Genomic DNA, 18,735 nt, shown 5'->3' with positions numbered 1-18,735 from the left:
GTAGGCAAGTACATCTACTCTTTCCTTAGGCATTGATTCTCAAACTTTCTACTATTTTTACAATTGGTTCTTTATCAAAGTCAACTAATTGGCTAATCACGTCTAACTTTTCATTAGCCTGATCCAAAGTTCGGTTACAAAAAACTTTTGCCTCATCCAATCCTAACAAAGCAGGATAGGTTGATTTCTCAGCTTGCAAATCTTTTTGTGGTGTTTTACCAATTTCCTCAAAACTAGCAGTAACATCTAGGATATCATCTCTCACTTGAAAAGCAAGCCCAATCAGCTCTCCAACTGTTTTCAACTGTTTTTGAAGATTTTCATCCAATCCTGCAATAACTCCTGCCGCTTGAAAAGGGAAGGCTAAGAGTTTACCCGTTTTATTAGCATGGATGGTCTGAAGTTCTTCTAGGTTTAAATGTTTACCTTCACCTTCCATATCCAAAACTTGGCCAGCGACCATCCCCATACTTCCAGAAGAAAGAGACAAAGAAGCTATTAAATCTACCTTAATTTCGTTTGGCAAGTCTGCTTGCGCTATCAAAGCATAAGGATCTAAAAAGAGGGCATCTCCTGCTAAAATTGCTAGTGCTTCACCAAACTTCTTATGGTTGGTTAAACGACCACGACGAAAATCATCATCATCCATAGCAGGAAGATCATCATGAATTAAGCTTCCTGTGTGAATCATTTCAAGCGCTGCTGCAACCTGGGCATGAGCTGTAGTGATTGGCACCTGCAAAGACTCCAACACTTCTAAAAGTAGGTAAGGACGAATTCGTTTCCCACCTGCATGGATAGAATAGAGAACAGCTTCTCTGAGATTAGCAGCTAATTGCTGGTCTCCATAAAACTCCTCAAGAGCTGACTCAACCAAAGCTAATTTTTCTTGCTTGTTCATAGAAGTTCGCTTTCTGTTCCATCTTCTTGCATGACTTTAACCAAGGTCTTTTCTGCTTTATCAAGTGTTGCTTGCAATTCTTTTGAAAGAACCATTCCTTTTTGAAATGCAGTAATAGCATCTTCTAAAGCAATTTCACCATTTTCTAAACTCTGAACAATAGTTTCAAGCTCTGCTAAATTATCTTCAAATTTCTTCTGTTTTGACATCTTTAACCTCTAATTCTACATGACCATCTCTCATCATCAACATCACCTGGTCATTTTCTTTCAAATCATTTGCTGAAGATACCACGGTATCCTCTTTTTTAACAATCGCATATCCCCTTGCTACAATACGACTCGTATCTAACATGAGTAAAGCTTCTGACAAGCGTTTTACTTCAGCAACCTTAGCATCATAGATCACAGCCATCTGGCTACGCATTAATTTTTGTAACTGTTGAATACGATCTTGGTAGCGCTGAATCTTGACATTTGGCGATAATTGCTCCAAACGGTGAATTTGAGCTTGAACCTTCTGTTGATTTCTAACTAACTCACCATTCAATCCCTGCTTCAGTCGAAGTACTAACTGATCCAAGCGTTGCAGATATCCATCATATAAACGCTCTGGTTGCCTGAAGATGACTGATTGACTAAGCCCTCTCAAGGCTTCTTTTTTCTTTGATAAAGTATTTTGTACAGCAGTAGCCATTCGTTTCTCTTGATTTTTAAGGTAGGTCAGTAGATCTAACTTAGTCACAGGTGTAGCTAACTCTGCTGCAGCAGTTGGTGTTGCTGCTCTCTTGTCGGCAACAAAATCAGCCAAGGTTACATCCGTTTCGTGACCAACACTTGAAATAATCGGTAAACGAGATTCAAAGATAGAACGCACTACAATTTCTTCGTTAAAAGCCCAAAGATCCTCAATTGATCCACCACCACGACCAATGATAAGAACATCCAAGTCTTCTCGTTCATTAGCTCTAGCAATGTTACGGGCAATCTCCTCTGCTGCCCCTTCGCCTTGAACCTTGGTAGGATATAAAACAATCTCAACCCCTGGGAAACGTCTGCTAACGGTAGTAATAATATCCTGTATAACAGCACCACTACGACTAGTCACAACCCCGATACGTTTTGCAAACTGAGGGATTGCTTGTTTAAAGCGTTCTTGAAAAAGGCCTTCTTCTGATAATTTCTTTTTTAATTGTTCGAACTGAATTGCAAGAGCCCCTAAACCATCAGGCTCTGCCTTTTCAATGATGATAGAGTAGCTCCCACTTGGTTCATAGACTTGGACACGACCGATAACATTGATCTTCATCCCTTCTTCCAAATCAAAACCTAGTTTCTGATAAATACCTGACCAAATAGTCGCTTGGATTACAGCTCGATCATCTTTTAGAGAAAAATATTGATGAGTTGGACGCTTCCGGAAGTTAGAAACCTGACCAGTTAAATAGACCCTCTCCAAGTATGGGTCTTTATCGAATTTCATTTTCAGATACTTAGTCAAAGTTGTTACCGACAAATACTTTTCCATCTCAACCTCCTTCTTTCTCTAGTTTTTCCTGGGTATTATTATACCAAAAAAACGTTTAAAAATCTCTCTTTTCACCTCTAGAATACGAAAACAAGACTGGATTTCTTTGAGCTTGTCTAATAATATACAAAAGCCCTCGGAAAAATCCAAGGGCTTTCATTAGTTCACTGAACTAGATTATTTTTTAAGGTTGTAGAATGATTTCAATCCACGGTATTCAGCTACTTCACCAAGTTGATCTTCGATACGAAGCAATTGGTTGTATTTAGCGATACGGTCAGTACGTGAAAGTGAACCAGTCTTGATTTGTCCTGCGTTTGTTGCAACTGCGATGTCAGCGATTGTTGAATCTTCAGTTTCACCTGAACGGTGTGATACAACGGCAGTGTAACCAGCTTCTTTCGCCATTTCGATAGCGTCGAATGTTTCAGTAAGAGTACCGATTTGGTTAACTTTGATAAGGATTGAGTTAGCAGCACCTTCTTCGATACCACGTGAAAGGTAGTCAGTGTTTGTTACGAAGAAGTCGTCACCAACCAATTGAACTTTACTACCAAGACGTTCAGTAAGAGCTTTCCAACCGTCCCAGTCGTTTTCGTCCATACCATCTTCGATAGTGATGATTGGGTATTTGTTTACCAATTCTTCAAGGTAGTCGATTTGTTCAGCAGCAGTGCGAACAGCAGCTCCTTCACCTTCGAATTTAGTGTAATCGTAAACTTTGCGTTCTTTATCGTAGAATTCTGATGATGCACAGTCAAATCCGATAAATACATCTTTACCTGGAACATAACCAGCAGCTTCGATAGCAGCAAGGATTGTTTCTACACCATCTTCAGTTCCGTCGAAACGAGGAGCGAATCCACCTTCGTCACCTACGGCAGTTTCCAAACCACGTGATTTAAGGATTTTCTTAAGTGCGTGGAAGATTTCAGCACCCCAACGAAGAGCTTCTTTGAATGTAGGTGCACCAGCAGGTACGATCATGAATTCTTGGAAAGCGATTGGAGCATCTGAGTGAGATCCACCATTGATGATGTTCATCATTGGAGTTGGAAGAACTTTAGTGTTGAATCCACCAAGGTAGCTGTAAAGTGGGATTTCAAGGTAGTCAGCAGCAGCACGAGCCACAGCGATAGACACACCAAGGATTGCGTTTGCACCCAATTTACCTTTGTTAGGAGTACCGTCAAGAGCGATCATAGCACGGTCGATAGCTTGTTGGTCACGTACATCGTAGCCGATAATAGCTTCAGCAATGATGTTATTTACGTTGTCAACAGCTTTTTGTGTACCAAGACCACCGTAACGAGATTTGTCACCGTCGCGAAGTTCAACTGCTTCGTGTTCACCAGTAGAAGCTCCTGATGGAACCATACCACGTCCGAAAGCACCTGATTCAGTATAAACTTCTACTTCAAGTGTTGGGTTACCGCGTGAGTCTAGGACTTCGCGAGCGTAAACATCAGTAATAATTGACATTTTTTACTCTCCTTTGAGTTAAATTATTTTACACCTCTATGATACATCAAAAAGATACCTTTTTCAAGAAAAAACGTTATCTTTGTGCAAATTTTCCTTAAGTTTCTTAAGTAATCGCTTTCTTTTCCGCCTTATCTATAGACTTTTATGATATAATATATTTATGACTGATGTATCAAAACAAATATTAGAAAAAGCTCATGGCGGGCTTAAATTAAATCCCGACGAACAAAGACGTTTTCTTGGTACCTTTGAAGAACGTGTTCTTGGCTACGCTGTACTCGCTACTGCGAATGATGACAAATTTCAAAAAGGTTTTTTGACTATTTTAGAGTGTTTAAAAAAAGAAACTGAACCTCTATTTGTCAAAATCTCTCCTCAAGTTGAGTTTGAAAAACAAGTTTATTATTTAAAAAATGCTAAAGATTCTGATTGCCAAGCAACTATCGTTTCTGAAGATCATAACTCTTCTCCTTTCGGACTGGTTATTCATAGCGATGTTCCGGTTCAAACAAGTGAAAAAGACCTCAGAAAGGCCTTTTCAGACTTGTGGCAAGAGAAAGAGACGAAAGCTCCTACTTCTCTCTGGAAAAAATGGTTTGGTTAACTCTATCTCAAAGACATTATTCGTGCGATACTTGCAGCTGTATTTTCTAGATAAACAGCTGCTTTTTTTAGACTGTCTGCTAACGGTTCGCTTTTTTCAAGTATGGAAAAAGCTGCGACTATATTCTCAAATGGTAAGGGTGGTAAATCCTCTGATAAACTACCACAAATAGCAAGAACTGGAACATCTCTAGGTGTTCTTTTTGCTACACCGATTGGCGCCTTTCCAGCTAGACTTTGCGAGTCCAGTCTACCTTCGCCAACGATAACTAGGTCTGCATCAGTAACTTTTTGATCGAAGTTTATCAAATCCAAACAAGTTTGGATACCAGATACAATCTCTGCTCCAGCGAAGGCACACAAGCCAGCTGCAATACCACCACCTGCTCCTGCACCATCTAATTTTAATATTTCGGGCCCAACTTTACTATAGAAATCTTTAATAGCAGCATCAACTTCTTGAAATTTAGATGGATCCAATCCCTTTTGTTTCCCAAATGTAAAGGTAGCACCATAAGGTCCACAAAGCGGATTGGTAACATCTGCAAGTATTTTTATATGTACATCAGAAGGAATTTGAATTACTCCTTCCTTCAAAATTTTCCTGATATCAAATAGTGATTGACCATTTGCTTGAAGTACAATTCCGTTTTTGTCATAAAACTGGTAACCAAGTCCTGAAGCAATGCCAATTCCACCATCGTTACTAGCCGTACCACCGACACCAACGTAGATATCTTTGATTCCTTGTTCTATCAAATGGAGAATAAGTTGACCAATTCCCTTTGTTTGAATCTCTAGAGGATTACGTTTATCAAAAGGGATTTTAGCAAGACCTACTAAATTTGCAACTTCAAATAGAGCTAATTCTCTTTTTTGAAAGTAAGACATCAAAACCTCATCACCAAAAGGTCCAGTTACCTGGACTGTTTTTTCTTCCAAACCTAGAGAACTTTTAATGGCGTCTACTGTCCCTTCACCTCCATCACCAACAGGTAAAAGTAAACACTCCACGTTAGGTATGGCCCTTTCGAATCCTCTTTTTATAGCTTCTGCTACTTCGTTTGCAGGAAGACTCTCTTTGAAAGAGTCCGGCGCGATAACAATTTTCATTTTGATTCCTCTTTCTATCTAAAGGAAGTCTATCATTTCCAAAACTTTCCCAAAATCTCTCTCATCTACCTGAAGATTTATTTCCTTTTTCACAATATCCTTGGCACAAAAGGCTATTCCAAGTCCTGCACTTTTAAGCATTTTTAAGTCATTAGCTCCATCACCGATTGCAATCGTTCTATCAAATGGCACTTCTAATTCTTCAGCCCATCTCACGAGGGCTGCTTCTTTTACTTCTCTGCTTATAATAGGGCCAATTAGATTTCCAGTTAAATGATCATCTCTGATTTCCAGTTGATTAGCAGTATATAATGAAATTCCCAAATCTTTTGCTAATCTTTCTACAACAGTGGTAAATCCGCCTGATACTAAACCGACTTCTATCTGATTTTCTTGAAGAACTTTAATAAACTTGACAGCATTTTTACTAAGGTGAAGTTCATGATAAATCCTATCAAAAACATTGATAGAGAGACCTTTAAGAAGAGAAACACGTCTTTTTAAACTTGCTTCAAAGTCTAATTCTCCTCTCATAGCTTGAGCTGTTAGCAGGGCTACTTCTTCTTCGCATTCTGCCTCTTTCCCTAATAAATCAATAACCTCTTCTTCTATCAGAGTTCCATCAACATCTAGGACACAGAGTCCTCTAGCTTTATTCATGTATTCCCCATACTTTCATCATCTCAAAAAATCGTATGAAACCATCATACGATTTTATTTATTTAATTTGCTAAGCTGTGATACAAATCAAGGTAAGACTGACAAGCTGTATCCCAAGAGAAGTCACATTCCATAGCTTGTACTTGAAGTTTCTTCCAAACGTCAGGATGATTATAGTAAACATCCAAAGCAGTTTGAAGAGCCCAGTTAAGCCAGTAAGCGGTTAAGTTATTAAAACTAAATCCTGTACCCGTTCCTTCAATTGGATTGAATGGTTGAACAGTATCTCTCAACCCTCCTACCTCATGAACAAGTGGTAATGTTCCATAACGCATAGCCATCATTTGAGAAAGTCCACAAGGTTCAAAGCGACTTGGCATGAGGAAGATATCACAGGCTGCATAAATTTCTTGTGCTAGCTTGACATCAAAGGTAATATTGGCAGAAAGTTTATCTGGGAATACTTGACCAAACCATGAGAAGGCTTGTTCAAAACCAGGATCACCTGTACCCAAGAGAACGATTTGAACATCTTCTTGAAGCATGCGATGCAAACCTTCAACGACGACATCAAAACCTTTCTGTCTTGTCAAACGCGACACAATACCAATCATTGGAACATCAGGACGAACTGGAAGACCAACTTTCTCCTGAAGTTTAGCTTTATTCTGAACTTTTCCTGATAGGTCTGATTTATTAAAATGATAATCCAACAAAGGATCCGTTTCTGGATTATAAAGATCCGTATCGATTCCGTTTACAATACCAGAAACCTTACCAGACTCCATTCGTAAAATCTGATCCAAGCCACAACCAAACTCTGTTGTCATGATTTCATAAGCATAGCTTGGCGATACAGTAGATACACGATCTGCATAGAGGATACCAGCCTTCATCCAGTTCAGGCAGTCATTCCAGCGAACTGTACCATCAGCATATCGTTCAAATCCAACTCGGAACAAATCCCAAAGCATACCTTCAGAGAATTGGCCTTGGAATTCCAAATTATGGATCGTTAAAACAGTCTTAATGTTTTGGTAGGCCTGGATCCATCTGTATTTTTCCTTCAACAAGAAAGGAATCATAGCTGTATGATAATCATGAGCATGAAGAACATCTGGTATAAATCCAATACGCTCCAGAGCCTCCAGAGCCGCAAGTTGGAAGAAGGCAAAACGTTCACCATCATCGAAATCACCATACACATGACCACGGAAGAAATAATACTGGTTGTCAATAAAGTAGAAAGTAACACCATTTAAAACAGTCTTCTTAATGCCACAAAATTGTCTACGCCAACCAACATATACTTCAAATTGAAGAACATCTTCAATTTGATCACCAAACTTGGCTTCCACCATGTCATAGTATGGCAGGATAACAGCAACTTCATGACCAGCTTTAACTAATGATTTTGGAAGAGCCCCGATAACATCTCCCAAGCCACCTGTTTTAGAAAAAGGGGCTCCTTCGGCTGCTACAAATAAAATTTTCATGAAAGAATGTCCTCTGTTACTTTTTCACCTTTTTTGATGACAACAGGATTTTCTGCTGTACCACGAATAACAACTCCATCAGCTACTTCAGCACCCTTATCAATAATTGCATTCTCAACTTGAGCACCTTCACCAATGACAACACGAGGGAAAACAATAGATTCTTTAACTAAGCTATCTTTATGAATTTGAACATTACGCGAAACAACTGAACGAACAACCTTACCTTCGACAATACTACCAGAAGCAAACTGCGAAGTATTTACTTCACAACCAGGTGCATAATAAGTTGGTTCTTCGTTTTTCACCTTTGTGTGAATCTTTTGATTTGGAGAGAACAAAGAGTAGAATTTATGCTGATCAAGCATATCAATATTGGCTTGGTAGTAGGTTTCTACAGAATGAATATTTGCCAAATAGCCAGTATACTCGTAGGCAAAAGCACCTTCTTTAGCTGCCAAATCACGAAGAACATAGCGAAGTTTTTCTGGATGTTCTTTCTGAGCTTCTTCTTCAAGACGTTCAATCAACCATGGGGTATCAACGACAAAGATATCGGTAGACATGTTGTAAAGATTTTGGTCTAATTTTTTATCAAAGAGCTTGTGAGAAAGCACATGGTCAGTTTCATCGATATCAAGGATTGCATTTACTTCTGAAATATCCTTCTTAGGTAGTTTCTTGTAAACAACTGTGATAGGAGATTTTGTAGTATTATGCAAATGGAAAACCTGAGCAAGATCAATATTTACCAAAACGTCACAGTTCAAGGAAACCGTTTGGTTAGATCCAGAACGTTTTAAATAAGTCAAGAGTTGTTGATAATACTCTTTACCTACAGTACTACTTTCCACACGAGTATTGTAGATTCCAAGATAGTAGTGGCTAAGAAGGGTATTCAAGCCCCATTCACGTCCTGAACGAATGTGGTCAAATACAGAGCTGATGTTATCTTGTTGGAAGATTCCAAAGACACTTCGAACACCAGCATTTGCTAAACTTGAGAGTGGGAAGTCAATCAAACGATACTTTCCTCCAAATGGCAAACTTGCCACTGGACGGTTACTTGTCAAGGTTGACATATCATGGAAACCAACGGTATTTCCTAAAATCGCTGAATATTTATCAATCTTCATCTGTTGCTACCCCCACTACTTCGTTATATCCGACTACTTGTACTTCTTCTGTACCATCAATTTCAACACCATCGGCAATAATTGCACCTTCACCGATGATTGCACGTGTAATTTTAGCACCTCTACCGATAACTGCTCCACTCATGATGACAGAATCAACAACTTCTGCTCCCTTACGAACTTGAGCAGCTGTAGAAAGAATGGAATGTTTTACAGTACCATTCACGTAACATCCATCTACTACTAGAGAGTCTTCTACTTGAGCAAATTCTCCAAGGTAGTTTGGTGGAGCGATAAGGTTACGAGAATAAATTTTCCATTGACGATTTCGGCTATCTAGAGCATTTTCTGGAGAGATGTATTCCATATTTGCTTCCCAAAGAGATTCGATTGTACCAACATCCTTCCAGTATCCATTGAATTCATAAGCATAGACACTTTCACCTGTCTCAAGATAATTTGGAATAACATTCTTTCCGAAATCAGACATATCTAGGTTAGCCTTTTCAGCAGCAACTAGCATGTTGCGAAGTCGTTTCCAGTCAAAGATATAAATCCCCATTGATGCCTTGGTTGATTTTGGTTGGGCAGGTTTTTCTTCGAATTCAACAATGCGATTATTAGCATCTGTATTCATGATACCGAAACGACTAGCTTCTTTTAGTGGTACATCCAAGACAGCTACTGTCAAGCTGGCATTGTTATCCTTGTGTGATTGGAGCATATCATCATAGTCCATCTTGTAGATATGGTCTCCTGAAAGAATCAAAACATACTCAGGATTAATGCTATCGATATAGTCAATATTTTGGTAAATCGCATGACTTGTACCTTCAAACCAACGATTTCCTTCACTTGCAGAGTAAGGTTGAAGGATAGAAACACCTGAATCAATTACATCAAGACCCCAACTAGAACCATTACCAATGTGGCTGTTGAGAGCTAGTGGTTGATACTGTGTAATAACCCCAACATTATGGATGCCAGAGTTGGCACAGTTAGAAAGAGCAAAGTCAATGATACGATAGCGCCCACCAAATTGCACAGCAGGTTTTGCAATGCTTTGAGTGAGTTTACCGAGACGAGTTCCTTGCCCACCGGCAAGGATTAAAGCTAGCATTTCATTCTTCATTTTCTACTCCTTTTTGAGATTTATTTGATTCTTTTTTAGCGGGTTTCAAGCGACGTTTGATTTTCCAGATACTTGCCCCCATAGCTGGCAAAGTAAAGGTCAAAGTCTGCTCATAATCCTTCCATAACCCTTCTTGAGTTTGAACAGTTTGGTTGTGTTCTTTCCACACACCACCCCATTGTTCTAGCTCTGTATTCCAAATTTCTTCATACACACCTGCAGCTGGCAGTCCAATTGTGAAATCAGGGCGCTCAACCGGTGCCATATTAAAGACACAGACTAGCATCTCGCCTTTCTTTCCTTTACGAATAAAGGAAAGAACACTCTGATCTCTATTATCTGCATCGATAATTTCAATTCCATCATAGCTTGTATCAATTTCCCAAAGACAACGGTGGTCCTTATAAAGTTGATTCAACTGAGATGTGAAGTATTTCATCTTGGCATTCATTGGATCTTCAAGGTTTGACCATTCTAATTGCTCTTCTGATTTCCACTCTAAAAACTGCCCGAATTCGCTACCCATAAAGAGCAATTTCTTACCGGGGTGACAAATTTGATAAGTATAAAGGTTTCTAAGGCCTGCAAATTGATTATAACGATCCCCCCACATCTTATGCATCATACTCTTCTTACCATGTACAACCTCATCATGTGAGAATGGTAGGAGATAATTTTCATTAAAGACATACATAAAACTGAAGGTTACAAGGTTAAAATCATACTTGCGGTAAATTGGATCTTCTTCGTAGAAACGTAAGATATCATTCATCCATCCCATGTTCCACTTGTAGTCAAATCCAAGACCACCCATCTCTTTCGGACCTGTTATTTTAGTTGCCGAAGAGCTTTCTTCTGCAATCATCATGACATCAGGGTGAGCTAGCTTAATAACAGTATTTAAACGCTGAAGGAAATAATAACCTTCGTAGTTAAGATTTCCACCGTCTTTATTTGGTGTCCAAGGTGCATTATCATAATCAAGATAAAGAATATTACTTACGGCATCTACACGGATACCATCTAAATGATAAAAATCAATCCAGAACTTAATGCTAGAAATTAGGAAAGATTGTACTTCGTTTTTCCCTAAGTCGAAGTTTAATGCCCCCCAACCATAGTTATGAGCTTTGTTATGGTCTTGATATTCAAAAGTCGGAGTTCCATCATAGTAGGCTAAGGCATCATCATTGATTGTAAAGTGACCTGGAACCCAGTCCACGATAACACCGATATTGTTTAAGTGACACTCCTCAACAAAGTCTTGAAACTCTTCTGGTCTTCCGTAAGAATGTTCTAAGCCGAAATATCCCATCAGTTGATAGCCCCAACTCAAACCTAGCGGATGAGCCATCAAAGGCATAAATTCAATATGAGTGTAGTTCATTTCAACTAAGTAAGGGATCAACTCTTCTTTTAATTGAGCAAAACTATATGGAGTTCCATCCGGATTTCGTTTCCAGGAACCAGCGTGTGCTTCGTAAATATTAACTGGTCTTTCGAAGAATCCCAAACGTTTTCTACGAGCTAACCAAAGTCCATCCTTCCATTTCTTTTCTGGAATTTCTGTTAACACAGCCCCTGTTCCTGGACGTGCTTCATACCGAACAGCTAAAGGATCAATCTTCATAAGCTGATGACCGTTAGCCCGTGTGATATGATATTTATAAATCTGACCTTCTTGGGCAAAAGTTGTAAAAACTTCCCAAACTCCAGATTCGTTTCGAACCATAGGGATTTGATTTTCAACCCAATTCGTGAAATCACCGACTAGATGAACAGCCTGCGCATTTGGAGCCCAAACACGGAATGTGTAACCCCATTCCCCGTCTTTCTCCTCACGATGTGCGCCCAAATAGTGCTGAAGATGGAAATTTTCGCCTGTTGTAAAAGTTCTTAAAGCTTCTAATGTATCCATAAATCCCCCTTTATATTGTAAGCGTTTTCTATATTTCTATTATACTATCTTTTAAGAAAACTTTCAACCAATTTCCGAATTATCATAAATATTTTTTAGAAAATCTTCAAGTAATTATCTTGACATTTCTTAAATTTTCAGTATTTATTGATATTCTACCTTGATATCAGTTTTTGTAGCATTAAATCACTTACAATATTTTTTTCAATGCTAATTTCGCAAAACAGATACTTTAAAAACTTAACGTTATTTTCATGAATCAAACTTTTTGTTCGGATAAAGTATCTTAAGTACAATTTTATCAAATTTTCTGAAATTTTCAACTATTTTTAGTAATATTCCCATATTTTTTATTAGGACAAATTTATATATAAAAAAACTCAAGATTAATCTTGAGTTTTATTTTTTTAAACTAAAACATTCATAACTGCAACGCTCACATTATCAAGAGTGTTTTCTTGGTTTGAACGACTATTTGTAACCAACATTTCTAGATTTCCAGCATTTTCATAATAGAAAGATGCACCTTTGGCATTAAATACAACCAAGAAATGTTCTTTAGTTCCCTGAATCTCATAGACAATCCAGCCACTATTTTCAATAGCTGTGTGAACAAAGACGTGACGGTATACTTCCTCGTATGTAGGATATGAAAAGGCACTAGTCTTTGTTTTAAGCTCTATAATCTGACGAATAAATTCTATGCTTTCTTGACGCTCATTAATTAAATCCCAGTCTACCTGGTTAACAGCGTCTGGAGCATTGTAACTGTTCATAGCACGTTCGCGATCATCATGAGTCAACTCACCGTTTTCACCTGTAGGAACCAGTTTGGTACGTCCAAACTCTTGACCAAGTTCCATAAAGGAGATGCCTTGCATGAGTAGATTCATTGCAGTTGCTGTTTCTACCTTTTTCATGATACTTCCTTGGTCTTCTGTTGGATGAAGTGTCGCTAATAAATCATGCAAGTTATAGTTATCATGGGCTTCTACATAGTTGACAACCTGGTTAGGGCTTAGATAAGAGCCTAGTTCACGACTACCAAGGATAGCTTTGGCAACAATTGGCTCAGTGGCAGCACCACTTACGAAGCCTGATTTGATATCACCATAAACTTCAGCACCTTTTACCGCATTACGTTGATCATCATTGAAAAATCCAATATTAGGTAATTGATAGGCATTGTCTTTCTTAGCCTTATCATAAGGAGCAAGACCAGTTCCCATATCCCAGCCTTCTCCATAAAGGATAATTTTAGGATCGACTTCATCCATTGCCCAACGAATCATCTGCATAGTTTTAACATCATGGATTCCCATCAAGTCAAAGCGGAAACCATCAATATTAAACTCATTCACCCAATAAAGAAGTGAATCAATCATGTACTTACGGAACATTTCGTGTTCACTAGCAGTCTCGTTTCCTACACCAGTACCATTTTGATAACTTCCATCGCGATTCATTCGGTAATAATAGTCTGGGACTGTTGTTTGGAATGGGGCATCAACAGTTGAAAACGTATGGTTGTATACAACGTCCATGATGACACCAATACCAGCATCATGATAAGCTTGAATCATCGTCTTCAAATCTCGGATAACTTGACCTGGATCATTTGGATTCGTAGACATGCTGGTTTCTGGTGCATTGTAGTTTTGTGGATCGTAACCCCAGTTGTAGGTCACATTTCCATCTGCATCATACTCTTTGTGACGATCAGCAATTGGTTGCAGTTGAACATAGTTCACACCAAGTTCCTTGATGTAGTCAAATGCAGTAGACTGACCGAAGTGATTGACTGTTCCAGTCTGGGCAGCACCCAAGAATGTTCCTCTTAATTCTGGAGCAACACCAGAAGTTTCAGACTTGGTCAAGTCACGAATATGCATTTCGTAAACAACAGCTTGACAAGAATTTTCCAATCGCCAAGTAGCTTCCGTTCCATTCTTAACTTCAAAACCTTCAACCTGACGTTCTTTTTCTGAAAGAATCGCTGAACGTTTGCCATCTGGACTTGTCGCAATGGTATATGGATCTCGTGTCAATGATTGATGATGTGGAAAATTAATCTGATATTGATAGGCACGACCAGCAAGACTTTCAGGAACTGTCAAATTCCAAACGCCAATTGTATTATCCTTGTGACTATATGAATAACTGTTACCACGTTGCATTTCATAAGTCTTTAGGATAGCCGCATCATTACTTGCTGATTCATAAACTACAACTTGTACAGTTGTTGCTGTTGGCGACCAAAGTTTAAAGCTTGTTTCTTCTTCGGAAACCTGGCATCCCAACTCTCCTTGGTAACCCCAGTGGTGATCAAAACTAGCACTGTTAATCGCTTTATCAAAAGCAAATGGATTTTGATCTTTATAGTGTGGACTTGCAATGGCTGGGTTTTCAGAATAATAAACGGTGGCATCTCCATCTAAAATCCAAACTTCTGTTAAGAGTGGATAATGATTGAATCGGATAGGATATTCTTTGCTTACTCCATCTTTATCAACTGTAAACACCATTTGTTCAAGAGGTGTTTCACTTGATTGGGTAAATGAAAATTTATCTCCAAAGTATTCTTGCTCTTTAACAAACTCTACTGAATCAGCTGGCCATTTACTAAAGTTGCAACTCTGATATGCTTCATCCTTACGATGATAATGAATAAGTACAGGATAATTGTACATGTTTTTCCCTAATTTCTAATTATTAATTTATATAGTAACATTTCTTGATTCACTTATTTGGATAGAAGCAAGAAATGATAGATGATTATTCTAGACTGTATATTCCTTACAAACTCTCAAGCCAAGCTTCATCTCGAATCTCAATTCCAAGTTCTTGTGCTTTTTGGAGTTTGCTTCCTGCATCTGCTCCTGCTACTACAAGGTCAGTCTTCTTCGATACGCTACCCGTTACCTTGGCACCAAGATTTTCGAGCTTACTTTTGGCTTCCGAGCGAGTAAGACGTTCAAGTTTCCCTGTCAATACGACAGTTAGACCTGATAAGGCAGCATCTGCTGCAATGACCTGTCCTTTATAGTCTAGATTAACACCTAATTCTTTCAATTCACTTAAAAGAATTTTTGCACCCTCAGTCTCAAAATAAGATTGGAGACTTTGAGCAATCACACTCCCTAGACTTTCTATGCTTGCTACTTCTTCAGGATTTGCTTGAGCAAGTGACTCTATTGAATGGAAATGTTGTAAGAGTAACTGACTTGCCTTGCTACCAACATGACGAATGCCTAAACCAAACAAAAGTTTTTCAGCAGAATTTTCTTTAGAAGTTTGAATAGCCTGGTAAAGTTTTTGAGCGGATTTCTCCTTGATGCCGTCTAACAAGAGAAAATCTTCAACTGTCAAACGATATATATCTGCAACATCTTTAACCAAATCGGTAGCAAAAAGTTTCTCGACGATAGATGGTCCAAGGCCAGAAATATTCATGGCATCACGGGATGCGAAATGAATTAGACCTTCCTTGATTTGAGCTGGACAACGTGGGTTTATACAACGAAGAGCCACCTCATCTTCAAAATGTAATAGCTTGCTTTCACAACTTGGACAGTTTGTTGGAATATCTAGTTTCTCCTCAGACACACGCTTGGACTCTACTACACGTAAAACAGCTGGAATGATATCCCCTGCCTTATAAACAATCACTGTATCATCCTTGCGGATATCCTTTTCAGCGATATAGTCTACATTATGCAGGGTTGCACGACTAACTGTTGTACCTGCCAATTGCACCGGAGTAAGATTAGCAGTCGGAGTTACGACACCAGTTCTTCCTACTGTCCAGTCAACAGAAAGTAATTTTGCTTCTTTTTCTTCTGCAGGGAACTTATAAGCGACTGCCCACTTAGGCGCTTTAACTGTAAAACCAAGTTGCTCTTGACCAGCTAGGTCGTTGACCTTAATAACAACACCATCAATATCATAAGGCAACTGATCTCTCTCTTGACCAATTTCTTGGATAAACTGCCAAACCTCATCCATACTGTGCGCTAATAGTCGTCTTGGATTGACAACAAAGCCCAACTGTTCCAGATGATTTAAAACCTTCTCTTGGCTGTCTCTAGTTGAAGGACTTGCTTCCTGATAGAGGAAAGTTGCAAGATTACGCTTAGCTACTACTGCTGTATCTAACTGGCGAAGGGTTCCTGCAGCTGCATTTCGTGGATTAGCAAACTCCGGCTCCCCGTTTTCTTGACGAGCAAGATTGACTTGATTGAAAGAAGCTCTTGGCATATAACATTCACCACGAACTGTTATATCTATTTTTTCAGATAATGATAAAGGAATGTCCTTGACACGTTTGAGATTTTCTGTGATATTCTCACCGACTGAACCATCACCACGAGTAGCTCCAGCAACAAAAATTCCTTGCTCATAAGTCAAGGAAATCGATAAACCATCAATTTTCAACTCACAGATATAAGTAACATCATCCAATTCTTTACGAACACGCGCATCAAAGGCATCGAGCTCTTCACGAGAAAAAGCATCCTGCAAACTATAGAGAGGATACTGATGGCTATATTTTTCAAATCCATCTAGAATCTTACCGCCAACACGGTGGGTTGGACTATCTGGCAAGACTTGCTCTGGATGAGCTTTTTCTAACTCTACCAGTTCACGATAGAGACGATCATACTCACTATCAGATACAGATGGGTTATCACTTGTATAATACTCTGTCGCATAGCGATTGAGCAACTCAACGAGCTCTTTCATTCTTTCATTCATAGAACCATTTTACCATAAAAAGGACTATAGAAACAATACAGAAGCTCTAAAAAACAAAATGAGAAGGATATTTCTATCCTTCTCACTTATTTTTATTTTTTACGATTCAAAATACCGTTCAAAATGATGGCCACTGTACTTGCAATGACGATACCATTTGAGAAGAACATTTGTAATTCAGTCGGTAAAGTATTGAAGAGGTTACTTCCGTTTAATCCTACCCCAGCCGAGATAGACACTGCTGCAATGAGGAAGTTGTGTTCATTGTGCTCAAAGTCCACACGAGACAAGATTTGCATTCCTTGTAGAGAAACAAAACCGAACATGACAAGCATGGCTCCACCTAGAACAGGGCTAGGGATAATCTGTGCCAAGGCACCGAACTTAGGCAAGAGACCAAGTAAGATAAGAAAACCTGCAGCATAGTAGATCGGCAAACGTGTACGAATACCTGAAAGTTTCACCAAACCAACGTTTTGAGAAAAACCTGTATAAGGGAAGGTATTGAAAAGTCCACCAAGTAAAACAGCAAGACCTTCAGCTCGATAACCATTACGGAGACGAGTGCTATCGATTGGATCTTTAGTAATATCAGAAAGGGCAAGATATACACCAGTTGATTCTACCATTGATACAGTAGCGATAATACACATCATTACAATAGAAGAAATCTCAAATTGTGGAGCACCAAAGTAGAATGGAGTTGGGATATGAACAAGTGGAGCTTCTGCTACTGGAGAGAAATCAACCAAGCCCATAGTCGCAGCGATGATAGTACCAGCAATCAAACCAATCAAAATAGAAATTGACTTAATAAATCCTTTTGTAAAAATATTGACCAAAAGAATGATGAGAATGGTGATTGTTGCTAATGCTAAACTTTGTCCCGTTGGTTTTTCGACGTTATTTCCCATATTTCCGATAGCTACAGGAATCAAAGTTAAACCGATTGTTGTAATGACAGAACCTGTTACGATTGAAGGAAACAGATTTGCAACCTTAGAAAATACGCCAGCTACAAGAACGACATAAATACCAGAAGCAATCAAGGCACCAAACATAGCACCACTACCGTGACTTTGTCCAATCATAATAAGTGGAGCAACAGACTGGAAGGCTACCCCAAGAACAATAGGTAAACCGACACCAAAATATTTATTAAGTTGCAATTGTAAGAGAGTTGCGACCCCACACATAAAGATATCTGTAGAGATAAGGTATGTCAGTTGTTGAGGTGAGTAACCTAGGGCACCTGCAATCATGATTGGTACCAGGATTGAACCTGAGTACATGGCAAGTAAGTGTTGCAAGCCCAATACGGCCGCTTTTGAGTGGTTTTCTTTTTGATTCATTAGATGTCTGCCTCCTTGAAGATAACTCTTCCATTTTCAAAACGCTCTAAACGAGCAAGTGATACTACCTGATGACCTGATTTTTCTAACAGTTCACGACCATCTTGGAAAGATTTTTCTATCACAATCCCGATGGCCTCGACTGTAGCACCAGCTTGTTCGATAATCTGAATCAAACCATTATCTGCTTGACCATTAGCCAAGAAATCATCAATAATTAATACTTTATCTCCAGGAGATAAGAACTTTCCTGCAATGGATACGGTACTAGTAACTTGTTTAGTAAAAGAATAAACCTCAGCAGTTAAAATTCCTTCATTCATGGTAATATTTTTTGCCTTCTTAGCAAAAATCATAGGTACATCTAATTGTTCTGCAACATATAGAGCTGGAGCAATTCCAGATGCTTCAATGGTTACGACTTTGGTAATACCTGCATTTTTAAAATATTCTGCAAAGGTGCGACCAATCTCGCGCATTAAGGAAAAATCCACTTGGTGAGTCAAGAATGAATCCACCTTAAGAATATTCTCACCTAGAATATTCCCATCTTTTAAAATACGTTCCTCTAGTAATTTCACGTTAACCTCCGAAATAAAAAGGGACTTACAAAGTAAGTCCCTCAGAAACATAGAAACAAATAGTACCGCTTCTTTA

General features: G+C 38.8%; 15 protein-coding genes. 1 reads left to right on the top strand and 14 read right to left on the bottom strand.

Features of this window, described 5'->3' with window-relative positions; all coding sequences use genetic code 11:
- Window positions 1-25 precede the first annotated feature (25 nt).
- The 4 genes from ACWPUA_RS02040 to eno all read right to left on the bottom strand — a co-directional run bounded on the left by ACWPUA_RS02040 (window position 26) and on the right by eno (window position 3,910).
- Window positions 26-901 carry a polyprenyl synthetase family protein gene (locus tag ACWPUA_RS02040; protein WP_006151945.1) on the bottom strand — a complete coding sequence of 292 codons (876 nt, stop codon included), beginning with the start codon at window positions 899-901 and terminating at the stop codon, window positions 26-28.
- A complete protein-coding gene (locus ACWPUA_RS02035) occupies window positions 898-1,110 on the bottom strand; it encodes an exodeoxyribonuclease VII small subunit (protein ID WP_004253516.1) in 213 nt (70 codons plus the stop codon). Before ACWPUA_RS02035 ends, ACWPUA_RS02040 begins: the two co-directional genes overlap by 4 nt.
- Window positions 1,088-2,428, bottom strand: coding sequence for an exodeoxyribonuclease VII large subunit (gene xseA / locus ACWPUA_RS02030; protein ID WP_320693433.1), 1,341 nt, complete (start codon window positions 2,426-2,428; stop codon window positions 1,088-1,090). The genes ACWPUA_RS02035 and xseA overlap by 23 nt, the downstream gene beginning before the upstream one ends.
- Before the next feature lie 177 nt (window positions 2,429-2,605).
- Entirely contained in the window at window positions 2,606-3,910 is a 1,305-nt protein-coding gene (eno, locus tag ACWPUA_RS02025; protein ID WP_006151882.1) for a surface-displayed alpha-enolase, read from the bottom strand.
- A gap of 163 nt (window positions 3,911-4,073) precedes the next feature.
- Here eno and ACWPUA_RS02020 point away from each other — a divergent pair, with 163 nt between their 5' ends.
- Window positions 4,074-4,517, top strand: a complete 444-nt coding sequence (locus ACWPUA_RS02020; RefSeq protein WP_320693432.1) for a DUF1694 domain-containing protein — start codon at window positions 4,074-4,076, stop codon at window positions 4,515-4,517.
- A 2-nt stretch (window positions 4,518-4,519) separates the two neighbouring features.
- Here ACWPUA_RS02020 and ACWPUA_RS02015 read toward each other — a convergent pair whose 3' ends face one another.
- The 10 genes from ACWPUA_RS02015 to ACWPUA_RS01970 all read right to left on the bottom strand — a co-directional run bounded on the left by ACWPUA_RS02015 (window position 4,520) and on the right by ACWPUA_RS01970 (window position 18,659).
- Complete coding sequence (locus ACWPUA_RS02015) at window positions 4,520-5,629, bottom strand: glycerate kinase (RefSeq protein WP_454378822.1); 1,110 nt, start codon at window positions 5,627-5,629, stop codon at window positions 4,520-4,522.
- Window positions 5,630-5,647: 18 nt separating this feature from the next.
- Window positions 5,648-6,289 (bottom strand): phosphoserine phosphatase SerB, encoded by a 642-nt coding sequence (gene serB / locus ACWPUA_RS02010; protein WP_454378820.1) that lies wholly within the window; start codon window positions 6,287-6,289, stop codon window positions 5,648-5,650.
- A 62-nt stretch (window positions 6,290-6,351) separates the two neighbouring features.
- Window positions 6,352-7,785, bottom strand: a complete 1,434-nt coding sequence (gene glgA / locus ACWPUA_RS02005; protein ID WP_454378818.1) for a glycogen synthase GlgA — start codon at window positions 7,783-7,785, stop codon at window positions 6,352-6,354.
- A complete protein-coding gene (glgD, locus tag ACWPUA_RS02000; RefSeq protein ID WP_006151425.1) occupies window positions 7,782-8,921 on the bottom strand; it encodes a glucose-1-phosphate adenylyltransferase subunit GlgD in 1,140 nt (379 codons plus the stop codon). The genes glgA and glgD overlap by 4 nt, the downstream gene beginning before the upstream one ends.
- A complete protein-coding gene (locus ACWPUA_RS01995) occupies window positions 8,911-10,053 on the bottom strand; it encodes a glucose-1-phosphate adenylyltransferase (protein WP_004253502.1) in 1,143 nt (380 codons plus the stop codon). The genes glgD and ACWPUA_RS01995 overlap by 11 nt, the downstream gene beginning before the upstream one ends.
- Window positions 10,043-11,971, bottom strand: coding sequence for a 1,4-alpha-glucan branching protein GlgB (gene glgB / locus ACWPUA_RS01990; protein WP_414271570.1), 1,929 nt, complete (start codon window positions 11,969-11,971; stop codon window positions 10,043-10,045). The genes ACWPUA_RS01995 and glgB overlap by 11 nt, the downstream gene beginning before the upstream one ends.
- Window positions 11,972-12,378: 407 nt before the next feature.
- On the bottom strand, window positions 12,379-14,661 hold the full coding sequence (pulA, locus tag ACWPUA_RS01985) for a type I pullulanase (protein WP_454378814.1): 2,283 nt from the start codon (window positions 14,659-14,661) through the stop codon (window positions 12,379-12,381).
- Between the two features lie 106 nt (window positions 14,662-14,767).
- Complete coding sequence (gene ligA / locus ACWPUA_RS01980) at window positions 14,768-16,726, bottom strand: NAD-dependent DNA ligase LigA (RefSeq protein ID WP_454378812.1); 1,959 nt, start codon at window positions 16,724-16,726, stop codon at window positions 14,768-14,770.
- A gap of 92 nt (window positions 16,727-16,818) precedes the next feature.
- Window positions 16,819-18,078 (bottom strand): nucleobase:cation symporter-2 family protein, encoded by a 1,260-nt coding sequence (locus tag ACWPUA_RS01975; RefSeq protein ID WP_414277007.1) that lies wholly within the window; start codon window positions 18,076-18,078, stop codon window positions 16,819-16,821.
- Window positions 18,078-18,659 (bottom strand): xanthine phosphoribosyltransferase, encoded by a 582-nt coding sequence (locus tag ACWPUA_RS01970; RefSeq protein ID WP_454378810.1) that lies wholly within the window; start codon window positions 18,657-18,659, stop codon window positions 18,078-18,080. The genes ACWPUA_RS01975 and ACWPUA_RS01970 overlap by 1 nt, the downstream gene beginning before the upstream one ends.
- Window positions 18,660-18,735 lie beyond the last annotated feature (76 nt).

Source organism: Streptococcus sp. Marseille-Q6504 (assembly GCF_965111625.1).
Note: the sequence above shows the minus strand (reverse complement) of the source record. Positions and strands in the feature narration are given on the sequence as shown.